The following is an 11871-nucleotide window of genomic DNA, read 5'->3' on the forward strand; positions in this document are numbered from 1 at the left end:
CGGCGACCGGACACGGTCCGCCGGTGGTCTTTCCGTGGCCCTGTCGCCTCGGCTCCTGTGGCGGACCCGATGTCCGGCGCCTCCCCGCCGTGCACGCGAAGGAGCCACTCATGAGCATCAGCAAAATGACCACCGAGGACGTCGTCCGTACATTCGTCGAGTACTACGAGGAGCGCGGCCACCGCCGGATCACCGGCTCGACGCTGATGCCCCCGCCCGGCGACCCGGTGTTGTTCACCACCTCGGGCATGCATCCCCTCACTCCCTTCCTGGAGGGGCGGCCGCATCCGCTCGGCAGGCGGCTCGTCAATGTGCAGCGCTGTCTGCGGACCACGGACCTGGACGAGGTCGGTGACTCCACCCATCTGACCGTGTTCGAGATGCTCGGCACCTGGTCGCTCGGCGACTACGAGGGGCAGCAGAGCCTTGACTGGGGATACGACCTCCTCACGGATGGCTTCGGCATCGACCCGCGGTTCCTGCACGCCACCGTCTTCGGCGGCGACGACCAGGTCGGGCCCGACACCGACTCCCTCGGCCTGTGGCAAGAACGCGGGGTTCCGGTGGAGCTCACCGTCGAGGACAACTGGTGGTCCAACGGGCCCACCGGACCGTGCGGTCCCGACTCGGAGATCTTCCTGTGGACCGGCGACACCCCGCCCGAATCCACGCCGACGGGCGACGACCGCTGGGTGGAGATGTGGAATCACGTGATGATGCGCCACCGCCGGCTCGACGACGGGTCACTCGTGCCGCTCAGCCAGCGCAACATCGACACCGGACTCGGCCTGGAGCGGCTGGCCTCGCGTCTTCAGGGAAAGACATCGGTGTTCGAGTGCGACCTCTTCGATCCCTGGCGCCGGCTCGTGCCGGGCCTGTGGCAGGTGGACGAGACATCGCTGCGGGTGGTCTGCGACCACCTCCGCTCGGCCATGGTGGTGATCGGCGACGGAGTGCGCCCCGCCAACACCGGCCGCGGCTACGTGCTGCGCCGACTCGTACGGCGTGTGCTGACCGTGCTGTGGCGGGACGACTCCTCACGTCAACTGGGCGATCTACCGCGCGAGTTGGTGGTGTACACCCTCGATCACTTCCGTCAGGACGTGGACCCGGGTGACGTGCACCGGGTTCTGGTCGAGGAGGAGCAGCGGTTCCGGGGGCTCCTGGAGCGAGGGCGGCAGGTACTGGCCCGGCCCCGGTTCCGCGGCCCGCTCGGCGAGGAGGATTTCCACTACCTCCACGACACGCACGGCCTGCCGCGCGACCTGATCCTGTCCTTGCGCGAGGGGTGACGGGGCCCGGTCGGCAGGGCCGCACGGTGCGGGCCGCACGTCCTAGGCGTGCGGCCCGCGCCGCTGGTCGGCCACCGTCCGCAACACCTCGACCAGGGCGGCCACCGCCGGGCGCCGTTCGGCGGAGGTGCGGCATACCACAACGATGTGCCGCTCGATCCGCTCGCGCAGCCGCACCACGTCGAAGCGCGAGGCGCGCAGGCCGAGCATCAGCTCGGTCACGGTGCTCACGCCGATGCCCGCCTCGACCAGCGCCAGGGTCGCCGCGGTGTCGGTGACCTCGTGCCGCACGTCCGGTTCAAGGCCCGCGCGACGGCACGCCGTGCGGATCGCTCTGCCGTAGTAGCTGTCGGCCGACGGCAGAATCCACGCCAGATCGCGGGTGTCGGCGAGGGCGGCGCGCTCGCGCCCGTCCAGCCAGCCGGTGGGCACCGCGAGGGCGAAGCGCTCGCGGCAGAGCCGGGTCACATGCAGGGCCGAGTCGCGCGGGATGGGCACGTCCGGGTAGTCGAGGCCGAGCGCCAGGTCGACGCCTCCCGAGGCAACGGCGTCGTACACCTCGTCCACGTCCATGTCACGGCTGTGCACGGCGAGTTCGGGGTGGGCCGCGTGCACCTCGCGCAGGGCCGGCGGCAGGATCTCGGCGGCGGCCGTGGCGAACAGGCCGACCAGCAGCGTGCCGCGGACCACGCCGCTGCCGCGCTCCAACTCCTCGACGGCTTCGGCCTCCGCGGCCAGGATTCGCTCGGCGTGCCGGGCCAGGGTGATCCCGGCGTCGGTCAGCTCCACCCGGCGGCCCGCCCGGCGCAGCAGCGGCGTGCCCGCGGCTCTCTCCAGCGCGGAGATCTGCTGGGAGACGCCGCCCGGGGTGTAGCCAAGGGCGTGCGCGACGGCGGTGACGGTACCGCGCCGGGTCAGCTCGACCAGGGAGCGCAGCTGGGAACTCGTCCAGTCCATGAGGCGACCGTATAGAGGCCGTCAAAGATCAGGAGCACGAACTGTTCATGGACGTCAACGGTGGGGTTGCGTCACGATGGCGGTCAGCCGGCTGATCGGCGCCGCCGTAAGTCACCCCCGTAAGTCAAGGAGCTTCCGCGCACGTTACTGACGGCCATGCCACGCACGGGAATTGACGCGTCATCACGTCAGTACATCCCGGCGCCGGCCTCTGGGAAGGATCGGCCTCACGTGTCCCGCTCACAGCGTCCGTCCTCCGTACCGCGTCCGTCCTCCGTACCGCGTCCGTCCTCCGCCCCGCACCCGTCCTCCGCACCCCGCTCCTCCAGCACTCCGGCCTTCCGTGCCCTCCCGTCGACCGCCGACGTGGTGATCGTCGGTGGGGGCGTGATGGGTGTCTCCATCGCCTTCCATCTCGCCGAGGCGGGCGTGCGGGACATCCTCGTCGTCGATCGAGGCGAGCTCGCCTGTGGCAGCTCCGGCAAACCCATCGGCGGCGTACGCGCCCACTTCTCCGACCCGCTCAACATCGAGCTCGGCCGACGGAGTCTGCGCGCCTACCAGGACTTCCCGCACCGGCCCGGCGCGGACATCCGCCTGGACACCGTGGGCTATCTCTTCCTGCTCACCGACGAGCGACACGTCACGGAGTTCACCGAGAGCGTGCGGCTCCAGAACAGCCTGGGTGTGCCGAGCCGCATGATCGGCGCCGACGAGGCCCGGCGCCTGTGCCCGTATCTGAGCACCGAGGGCCTGGTGGCCGCCGTGCACTCCCCCACCGACGGACACGCCCGCCCCGGCCTGGTCGTGCACGGTTACGCCGCGGCGGCTGCCCGCGCGGGTGTCCGCCTCACCACGCACACACGCGTCACCGGCATGGACATCAGCGGCGACCGCGTCAGTGCCGTGCACACCGATCGCGGCCGTGTCGTCTGTTCCACCGTGATCTGCGCGGCGGGCGCGTGGTCCGAGCAGATCGGCGCCATGGTCGGCGTGGACCTGCCGGTGCGGCCCGTTCGCCGGCAACTCGCCTTCACCGAACGGCTGTCACCGGCAGCTCCGCGCATTCCCTTCACCATCGACTTCACGTCGTCGGCGTACTTCCACAACAGCGACGACGGCCTGCTCCTCGGACTCTCGGACCCCCGCCAGGCCGACGGCTTCGACACCACCTGGACCCCGGAGTGGCTAGACCTGTTCCGCGACGTCGTACGCCGTCGCGCCCCCGACCTCGCCACCATGCCGACCGTCGGCGGCTGGGCGGGCCTCTACGAAGTCACGCCCGATCACAACGCCTTGATCGGGCGCTCCTGCGAACTCCCCAACTTCCTTTACGCCACCGGGTTCTCGGGGCACGGCTTCCTCCAGGCACCGGCGGTCGGCGAGATCGTGCGCGACCTGCATCTGGGTCGTGAGCCATGCGTCGGCATCGCGCCGATGAGCGCCGACCGTTTCCGGGCCGGGTCCGCGCCCCGTCCCGAGGCTCATGTCGTATGAGCCACGAATCTTTCGTACCCGCACCCGATCCCGAACCCACAGACCCGCACACCCGCACACCCGCGCCCGACAGTTCGAAAGGCAGACCTTCCATGATCAGCCAGTGGCAGTTGCGGGCCGCCTTCGCCGCGCGGCTCTCGGAGATGTACGGGCGGGAAGTCCCGGCCTACAACACGCTCGTGGACGTCTCGCGCGAGGTGAACGAGGACACTCTGCGGGCGCAGGGCGCCGACGCCGAACGCCTCGGTTCCATCGGCCGGGTCACCGCGGAGCGGCACGGCGCCATCCGCGTGGGCACGCCCGCCGAACTGCGTGACGTGGCGCGGGTGTTCGGCGCCCTCGGCATGCGACCGGTCGGTTTCTACGACCTGCGGGAGGCGGCGGCGAGTTCGGTGCCGGTCGTGTCGACGGCCTTTCGCCCGGTGGACGCCGATGAGCTGGCGCGTAATCCCTTCCGCGTCTTCACCTCGCTGCTCACGACCGCGGACCCGCGCTTCTTCGACGCCGGCCTGCGCTCCCGCCTCGAAACCTTCCTCGCCGGGCGTGAGCTCTTCCCGCCGGAGCTGCTCGCCCTGGCAGACCGGGCCGAGGCGGAACGCGAACTGTCCGAGACGGATGCGGGGCGTTTCCTCCATCTCGCCGTCCATGCCTTTGAGTTGTCGGCCGAGCCGATCGATCAGGCCTGGTACGAGGAGCTGGAGCGGGTGTCGGCGGTCGCCGCGGACATCGGGGGCGTCCGCTCCACCCACATCAACCACCTCACCCCGCGCGTCCTGGACATCGACGAGCTGTACCGGCGGATGACCGGTCGCGGAATCGAGATGATCGACGCGATCCAGGGCCCGCCCGGCTGGAAGGGGCCCGACCTGCTGCTGCGCCAGACGTCCTTCCGGGCCCTCGCCGAACCGCGCGCCCTGTGCCTGCCCGACGGCAGCGTCATCAGCGGCGCCCTGCGGGTGCGGTTCGGCGAGGTCGAGGCACGCGGCATCGCCCTCACCCCGGCGGGCCGCGCGCTCTACGACCGCCTGCTCACGCTGGTCGACGACGAGACCGCCCGGCACCCGGCGGCCGACCGCTCCGAAGTGGCCCACGCCCTGTGGCCCACCCACGTGCCGGCCACCGAGCGTGAGCTCGCCGCTCAAGGGCTGGCCTACTTCACCTACCACACCGCGCCCGACCGCCCGCGCAACGGCACGCAACCCCCCACCACCATCGACGAGTTGGAGAGCCGGGGCTGGGTGCGGGCCGAGCCCGTCGTCTACGAGGACTTCCTGCCGCGTTCCGCCGCGGGCATCTTCCAGTCCAACCTCAGCGGCGAGGGCTCCCGGAACACCGGGCAGCAAGGCGCCGTGTACGACAGCGACTGGCTGTCCGGTGCCATCGACCGCGAGGTTCTGGACCCGTACGCCCTGTACGCGCGTCAGCGGAGCCTTTCGATCGCCCAGGCAGGCCGCGAACTGGGCCTGAACATCGACGACATCCACGACACGCAGCACTGACCACCTCCGCCCTCACCCAGGGAGCGTCATGACCGGGACCACCGCCCTGCCCACCACCGACGACCTGCGTACCCGTGCCCGCGCGAGCCTGCGGCGCGTCGGCGTGAACGTTCCGGACGCCCCGGAGGGCGGTGACTTCCAGGCGCGTACGCCCATCACCGGCGAGGACCTCTTCGGCCTGACCGCGTCGACCGCCGCCGATGCGGAGGATGCCGTTGCCGCCGCCCGCGAGGCGTTTCTCGTCTGGCGCACCACACCGGCCCCGCGCCGGGGTGAACTCGTGCGGCGTCTGGGCGAGTTGCTGCGCGAGCACAAGAGCGACCTGGCCGACCTGATCACGATCGAGGCGGGCAAGATCCGCTCCGAGTCGCTGGGCGAGGTCCAGGAGATGATCGACATCTGTGACTTCGCGGTCGGTCTCTCGCGCCAGCTCTACGGCCGCACCATCGCCTCCGAACGGCCCGGCCACCGGCTCGCCGAGACCTGGCATCCACTGGGCGTGGTCGGAGTGATCTCCGCGTTCAACTTTCCCGCCGCGGTCTGGTCGTGGAACACCGCGGTGGCGTTGGCCTGCGGCGACACCGTGGTCTGGAAGCCCTCCGAGCTGACCCCGCTGATCTCGCTGGCCTGCGACCGGTTGCTGGCGCGGGCCGCGGAGGAGACCGGCGCGCCGGCCGATGTGCACCGACTTCTGCTCGGTGACCGCGCGGTGGGCGAGCGACTCGTCGACGACCCGCGCGTCGCGCTCGTCAGCGCCACCGGGTCCACCCGCATGGGCCGCGAGGTCGGCCCGCGCGTGGCGGCACGATTCGGGCGCAGCCTGCTGGAACTCGGCGGCAACAACGCCGCGGTGGTGACGCCGTCGGCCGACCTCGACCTGGCGGTACGGGGCATCGTCTTCGCCGCGGCGGGTACGGCGGGTCAGCGGTGCACCACGCTGCGGCGTCTCATCGTCCACCGCGACATCGCCGACACCCTCGTCGCGCGCCTGACGGCCGCGTACTCCCAGCTGCCCATCGGTGACCCGTTCGACGAGAGCACCCTCGTCGGCCCGCTCATCTCTCCCGCGGCACTCGACGGCATGCGGGACGCCCTCACCCGTGTACAGGCGCAGGGAGGCAAGATCCTCGCAGGCGGCAACAGGCGGCTGGCGGACGCGGCGCCGCTGAGCGCTTACGCCGAGCCGGTCCTCGTCCGCGTCGACGAACAGAGCGACGTCGTACGCCAGGAAACCTTCGCGCCCATCCTGTACGTGCTCACGTACGACACCCTGGAAGAGGCCATCGCGCTGCACAACGACGTCCCGCAGGGGCTGTCCTCCAGCATCTTCACCCGCGACCAGCAGGAGGCCGAGCTCTTCCTGTCGAGCGAGGGCTCCGACTGCGGCATCGCCAACGTCAACATCGGCACGTCCGGCGCCGAGATCGGCGGCGCGTTCGGCGGCGAGAAGGAGACAGGCGGCGGCCGCGAGTCCGGCTCCGACGCCTGGCGGGCGTACATGCGTCCGGCCACCAACACCATCAACTACTCCGGCCACCTGTCCCTGGCCCAGAACGTCAGCTTCCTTTGACCACGACCCTCAAGCGAGCCAGACGAAGGGGAGGTGTTCTCCGGCTCGTGGAGGGGGCGGAACCCCTGATCAGGGAGCGAAAGTGATCCCTGCGGTGACCGGGAGGTGGTCGCTTCCCGTGGTGGGCAGTGTCCCGACCTGGGTGACGGTTGCCGAGCGGGTCATGACGTGGTCGATCCGGGAGACGGGGAAGGAGGCCGGCCAGCTGAAGGCGAAGTCCCGGCCCGCCGAGTCCAGGCGCCGTAGGACCGGGTCCAGGCCGCGGTCGTCCACCGTGCCGTTGAGGTCGCCCAGCAGGATCACCTTCTCCAGTTTCTCGGCGGCCAGCGCCGCGCCCAGCAGGCCCGCGCTCTCGTCCCGGCGCCCGGAACTGAAGCCGTTCCACTGCACGCGCACCGAGGGCAGGTGGGCGACGTACACCGCGACAGCGCCCCACGGCGTACGCGCCGTCGCCCGCACCCCGCGGTTCCAGCCCTTCCCGACGCCCTCGGGCCTGATGTCCACCGCCCTGACGTCCGTCAGCGGATGCTTCGACCAGAGTCCGACCGTGCCCCGCACGGCCCGGTGCGGATACTTCGGCGCCAGTTCCTTCTCGTACACCGGCAGCGCGGCCCGCGTGACCTCCTCCAGGGCGATCAAGTCCGGCCCGGCGTCGCTCAGGGCGCGCGCGGTGCCCGCGGGGTCCGCGTTCACGTCGCTGACGTTGTGCTGGACGGCCCTGATGTCGTGTGCGCCGCCGCCCCCGGCGGCCGCTCGCCCGCCGAAGAGGATTACCCATGCGGCCACGGGAAGCAGCAGGGCCACCAGCGCGAGGGCGGAGCGGCGCAGCAGGGCCAGGACCAGCAGCAGGGGAACGGCCAGGCCGAGCCACGGCAGGAACGTCTCCAGGAGGCTGCCGACGCGCCCGACGGTGTTGGGCACCGCGGAGTGGAAGACCAGCACGGCGGCGGTCAGGACGGCCAGCGCGGCGAGAATCCGGCCGCGCGACCAGGGCGACCGGCCGCTCGCGGCCTCTCCCCACCGCAGCCAGTCACCGCGCCCCGGCCTCCGCCGCGGGCGCGCGCTCCGCGTTTGCGGCGCCACCCCGCTGTCCATCCGCTCCACTCGGCTCCCCTGTCTCCCCCGCTCCCCGGCCGTGAGCGACGCATGGCCGGTAGGACGCCACCATCGGGTGATCGGGTTCCGGCCGCCAGATGCGGCTCACGCGGGCAACGGGAACACTGGGGGACGCATGTCCGTACCGCGGGTGCGCACGCGCCCCGTCGAAGGGATCTCCAGTGGCCGACCTCTACGCCCTCGTCGGCGAGCACCTCGAGAAGGCCCGCACCGCCGCCCACGGGCGCAGCGCGGAGCTGCTCCTGCACGACGGTCCACTGCGGCAGAGCCTGATCGTGCTCACCACCGGCACCGAGCTGAGCGAGCACGACACGCCCACCGCCGCGACCCTGTTCGTCCTGCGCGGCCGGGTCGGACTCACCACGGGCAGCGACACCATCGAACTGGGCGAGGGTGAGTTCGCGCCCATCCCGCACGAGCGCCACGGCCTGACCGCGCTGGACGACTCGGCCGTCGTGCTTACGGCCGTCACGGAGGTCTGAGCAGCCGCCTCCCAGGGGGCTGCCGCGCTACCGCACCTCCACGGCCTTGAGCCACTCCTCTACGGCGACGACCTCCGCCCACTGCGGGAAGACCTTGCCGATCAGGACTTCGTGCACTTCGGGGTCCAGGTCGAGGCAGGCGTCCGACAGGACGGTGAGCCCGAGGTCGTGGTCGTTGGCGTGACACGCGGTGTGCAGGACCACGCCGCTGGTCGCGATGCCGGTGAGCACGAGGTGGTCGATGTCGCGCGCCCTGAGCACCAGGTCCAGGTCACTGCCCGAGAACGCGCTCCCGCGCCGCTTGGTGATCACGGTGTCCCCTGGCTGCGGCGCGATGTCGGGGTGGATCTCGGTGCCGGGCTCCCCTTCGGCGTGCAGGCCCGCCCGCACCACGGCGGTGAGCGCCTTGTTGCGGGGGCTGACGCCCGCGGGACCGGGTCGTAACGCGATGGCCACGTAGATCACGGGGATGTCCGCCGCGCGGGCGCCGTCGATCGCCCGGCGCAGCCGCGGCAGATATCCGGAGCCGTCGTCGGCGAGGTCCACGATCTCGCGCTGGACGTCCATCACGAGGAGGGCGTTGTTCGCCACGCTCGAAGTCCCTTCCGCTCTCACGGCCGCGCCGCCACGGCGTCGACCTCGAACAGCATTCCCGGCAGCGCGAGCGAGGCCACCCCGCTCAGCGTCTGCGCGGGAAGCCGGTCGCCGAAGCGGGCGTGCAGAGCCTTGCCCACGATCTCCAGTTTCTCCAGGTCGTGGTCGACGATGAACGTGCCGAGCCGGACCACGTGCTCGTATCCGAGGCCGACCCCCTCCAGGGCCGACGACAGCCTGTCGAAGGCCAGGTCCACCTGCCTGGCGAAGTCGCCGGGCACCGGGGCGCCGGTGGCGTCGGAGGCGTACTGGCCGCCGATGAAGACCAGTTCGCCGGGCGCCGACACGGCGTGGCTGTAGCCGAACGGCGTCGGGTCGTGGAGCGTGTCCGGATTCGTGATGGTGCGCTGATCTGTCGTCATGTCTGGTCGAACTCCGGTCGGGGCCCGACCATTCCGCCGAAACGCAGTCGCCTGCGCGCCCGGTGCGATCATTGCGCGTGATGAATGCCGAGGAAGAGTGTGCCGAGCGGGAGCCCGTGGGAGACGGGTGGCCGGACACACCGGGTGACACCGCCCTCACGATCAAGGTTCCCGAAGCCGACCCGCTGGTCCGGGCGGGGGTCCCGGCCCATGTGACGGTGCTCTACCCCTTCGTGCACGAGAGCCGCCTCGACGCCACGGCCCGCCGCGATCTCTCCGCTCTCTTCGCCGGGCACGACGCCTTCACCCTGACCTTCGCCGAATTCGCCCGCTATCCCGGCGTGCTCTACCTCGACCCATGGCCGCACGCCCCGGTCACGGCCCTGACCAAGGACCTCACCGGGCGCTGGCCGGAGGCCGTGCCCTACCGGGGGATATTCGACCCCCCGCTCGCCCCGCACCTGACGGTCGCCAACCACGAGGGCCCCACGACCCAGGACGCCGCCTACGACGCCTTGCAGGCCGAACTGGAGCCTCTGCTGCCGCTGAGCTTTCACGTCCAGGCGGTACACCTCATCGCCTTCGACGGCATACGCTGGCAGGACCGCGCCGTGTACCGCCTCGGCCCCTGAGCGCGGGGCCCTGGCCGCCCGAGATGCGGTCGCTCGTTTTGAGGGATATGCCTGAAGCACCGGGATTGATTCCGCGACCTCGCGGACTCCGCGAAAGGGGCACCCGCCATGGACGACTACCCGCTGCTGAATCTGTTCCTGACGATGCTCTACCTCTTCCTGTGGATCATGTGGTTCTTCCTGCTGTTCAAGGTGATCACCGACCTGTTCCGCGACCACACGCTCAGCGGCTGGTGGAAGGCGGGCTGGCTCATCTTCGTCCTCGTCCTCCCGTTCCTCGGCGTCCTCGTGTACCTCATCGCGCGCGGCCGCAGCATGAGCGAGCGCGATGTGGCACAGGCCAAGGAACAGGAGCAGGCGTTCCGCGCCTACGTACGGAAGGCGGCCGGCCCGGAGCCGGGCGACGGCCACGTCGACGAGCTGGCGCGCCTCGCCGACCTGCGGAAGAACGGCGACATCACCACCGAGGAGTACGAGAAGGCCAAGCAGAAGGTCCTGGCCTGAGCGGCACGATGAGCGGCTGACCGGCGCTACGCCTGCCGGCTTCCCACGCGCACGGGAAGCTTCTGCACGCTGTTGCCCACGAAGGAGGCGTGCCGGGGCAGTTCGGGCTCCGGCACGGCCAGGCCGAGGTCGGGGAAGCGGCCGAAAAGCTGCTCCAGGGCGATGGTGGCCTCCATGCGGGCCAGCGGGGCGCCCATGCAGAAGTGCGCGCCGTGGCCGAGGGACAGGTGCCGGGTGGCGGTGTTGTCGCGGGTGATGTCGAAGCGGTCGGCATCGGGGCCGTGCGCCTGCTTGTCGCGGCCCGCCGCGGAGTAGCCGGCCAGCACGGGGGTGCCCTGGGGGATGACGGTGCCGTCGAGGGTGAGGTCCCGGGTCGGGTACCGGAAGGGGAAGTAGCTCACGGGGCTGTCCCAGCGCAGGGTCTCCTCCACCACGTCCGCCCAGCTCACCTTGCCGTCCTTGGCGAGGGCGAGCTGCTCGCGGTGGGTGCACAGGGCGCGTACGGCGTTGGTGATCAGGTTCAGCGTGGTCTCGTGCCCGGCGATGATCGTGAGCATCAGGGTGCCGAGGAGTTCGTGCGGGCTGAGCCGGTCGCCGTTCTCCTCACGGGCCGCGATCAGGGCGGTGGTCAGGTCGTCGCCCGGCTTCGCGGCGCGTGCCGCGGCGACCGCGCCGAGCACCTCCACCATTTCCTTGTTGGCCGCCATCGCCTCTTGGGGGCCGATGTCGGTGGCGACGATCTGGTTCGACAGGTGGTGCAGGCGGTCGTGGTATTCGGCGTCCACGCCCAGGAGTTCGCAGATGACGCCCATCGGCAGCGGCAGCGCGAAGTGCTTGCGCAGGTCCGCCACGCCGTCGCCCTCGGCGGCGGCCCGCTCCAGGTTGTCGAGCAGCTCGGTCGTCAGGGCCATGATCCGCGGCTGCAGCTCCGCCACCCTGCGGGCGGTGAACGCCTTGCCCATCAGGGAGCGCAGCCTGCGGTGGTCGGTGCCGTCGGCGGTGGTCATGCCCTGCACCGTCGCGAACGTCTTCAGCGGCCATCCGTCGGGTATCTCCCCGGCCTGCAGCGCGGCGAAGTGCGCGGCGTTCTTGGCGACGTCGGGGTGCGCGAGGAATTCCTTGAGCGCGTCATGGCCGAGGACCGCCATGCCCTGTACGTCACCGGGCAGCACCACCGGGGCGACGGCGCCCTGTGCGAGCAGCCGGGCGTTGTCCGCGTGCGGGCAGCCGCCGGAGGGGTCGAAACGGTGCGGCTGGCTTGCTGCGGCGTCGGTGTTCACCGGTGACGTGTTCAACGGGCTCTCCT

General features: G+C 71.1%; 12 protein-coding genes. 7 read left to right on the forward strand and 5 right to left on the reverse strand.

Annotated elements, in window-relative coordinates; all coding sequences use genetic code 11:
• Positions 1 to 125 precede the first annotated feature (125 nt).
• Positions 126 to 1292: an alanine--tRNA ligase-related protein gene (locus AB0I66_RS02655; RefSeq protein WP_363206656.1), complete on the forward strand. Its 1167-nt coding sequence runs from the start codon at positions 126 to 128 to the stop codon at positions 1290 to 1292.
• 42 nt (positions 1293 to 1334) lie between these two features.
• Here AB0I66_RS02655 and AB0I66_RS02660 read toward each other — a convergent pair whose 3' ends face one another.
• Entirely contained in the window at positions 1335 to 2249 is a 915-nt protein-coding gene (locus AB0I66_RS02660) for a LysR family transcriptional regulator (protein ID WP_363205843.1), read from the reverse strand.
• A 366-nt stretch (positions 2250 to 2615) separates the two neighbouring features.
• Here AB0I66_RS02660 and AB0I66_RS02665 point away from each other — a divergent pair, with 366 nt between their 5' ends.
• The 3 genes from AB0I66_RS02665 to AB0I66_RS02675 all read left to right on the forward strand — a co-directional run bounded on the left by AB0I66_RS02665 (position 2616) and on the right by AB0I66_RS02675 (position 6815).
• Positions 2616 to 3746, forward strand: coding sequence for an FAD-binding oxidoreductase (locus AB0I66_RS02665; protein WP_363206657.1), 1131 nt, complete (start codon positions 2616 to 2618; stop codon positions 3744 to 3746).
• A 92-nt stretch (positions 3747 to 3838) separates the two neighbouring features.
• Positions 3839 to 5245 (forward strand): VOC family protein, encoded by a 1407-nt coding sequence (locus AB0I66_RS02670; RefSeq protein ID WP_363205844.1) that lies wholly within the window; start codon positions 3839 to 3841, stop codon positions 5243 to 5245.
• A gap of 28 nt (positions 5246 to 5273) precedes the next feature.
• Positions 5274 to 6815, forward strand: coding sequence for an aldehyde dehydrogenase family protein (locus tag AB0I66_RS02675; protein WP_363205845.1), 1542 nt, complete (start codon positions 5274 to 5276; stop codon positions 6813 to 6815).
• Positions 6816 to 6884: 69 nt separating this feature from the next.
• On the opposite strand, the gene AB0I66_RS02680 is transcribed toward AB0I66_RS02675, so the two are convergent.
• Entirely contained in the window at positions 6885 to 7898 is a 1014-nt protein-coding gene (locus tag AB0I66_RS02680; protein WP_363205846.1) for an endonuclease/exonuclease/phosphatase family protein, read from the reverse strand.
• Positions 7899 to 8092: 194 nt separating this feature from the next.
• Here AB0I66_RS02680 and AB0I66_RS02685 point away from each other — a divergent pair, with 194 nt between their 5' ends.
• Complete coding sequence (locus tag AB0I66_RS02685) at positions 8093 to 8413, forward strand: cupin (RefSeq protein WP_363205847.1); 321 nt, start codon at positions 8093 to 8095, stop codon at positions 8411 to 8413.
• A 27-nt stretch (positions 8414 to 8440) separates the two neighbouring features.
• On the opposite strand, the gene AB0I66_RS02690 is transcribed toward AB0I66_RS02685, so the two are convergent.
• Together AB0I66_RS02690 and AB0I66_RS02695 are read right to left on the reverse strand one after the other, a co-directional pair.
• Entirely contained in the window at positions 8441 to 9004 is a 564-nt protein-coding gene (locus tag AB0I66_RS02690; protein ID WP_363205848.1) for an isochorismatase family cysteine hydrolase, read from the reverse strand.
• 20 nt (positions 9005 to 9024) lie between these two features.
• Positions 9025 to 9429, reverse strand: coding sequence for a Rid family hydrolase (locus tag AB0I66_RS02695; RefSeq protein ID WP_363205849.1), 405 nt, complete (start codon positions 9427 to 9429; stop codon positions 9025 to 9027).
• An 80-nt stretch (positions 9430 to 9509) separates the two neighbouring features.
• Here AB0I66_RS02695 and AB0I66_RS02700 point away from each other — a divergent pair, with 80 nt between their 5' ends.
• Both AB0I66_RS02700 and AB0I66_RS02705 read left to right on the forward strand, forming a co-directional pair.
• A complete protein-coding gene (locus AB0I66_RS02700) occupies positions 9510 to 10061 on the forward strand; it encodes a 2'-5' RNA ligase family protein (protein WP_363205850.1) in 552 nt (183 codons plus the stop codon).
• Between the two features lie 108 nt (positions 10062 to 10169).
• Positions 10170 to 10565 (forward strand): SHOCT domain-containing protein, encoded by a 396-nt coding sequence (locus AB0I66_RS02705; protein WP_363205851.1) that lies wholly within the window; start codon positions 10170 to 10172, stop codon positions 10563 to 10565.
• A gap of 26 nt (positions 10566 to 10591) precedes the next feature.
• Here AB0I66_RS02705 and AB0I66_RS02710 read toward each other — a convergent pair whose 3' ends face one another.
• The gene (locus AB0I66_RS02710; RefSeq protein ID WP_363205852.1) at positions 10592 to 11860 is read right to left on the reverse strand and encodes a cytochrome P450; all 1269 of its coding nucleotides are present in this window, start codon (positions 11858 to 11860) and stop codon (positions 10592 to 10594) included.
• Between the last annotated feature and the right edge of the window lie 11 nt (positions 11861 to 11871).

Origin of the sequence: Streptomyces sp. NPDC050439 (assembly GCF_040655335.1) — a bacterium.
Taxonomy (GTDB): Bacteria; Actinomycetota; Actinomycetes; order Streptomycetales; family Streptomycetaceae; genus Streptomyces.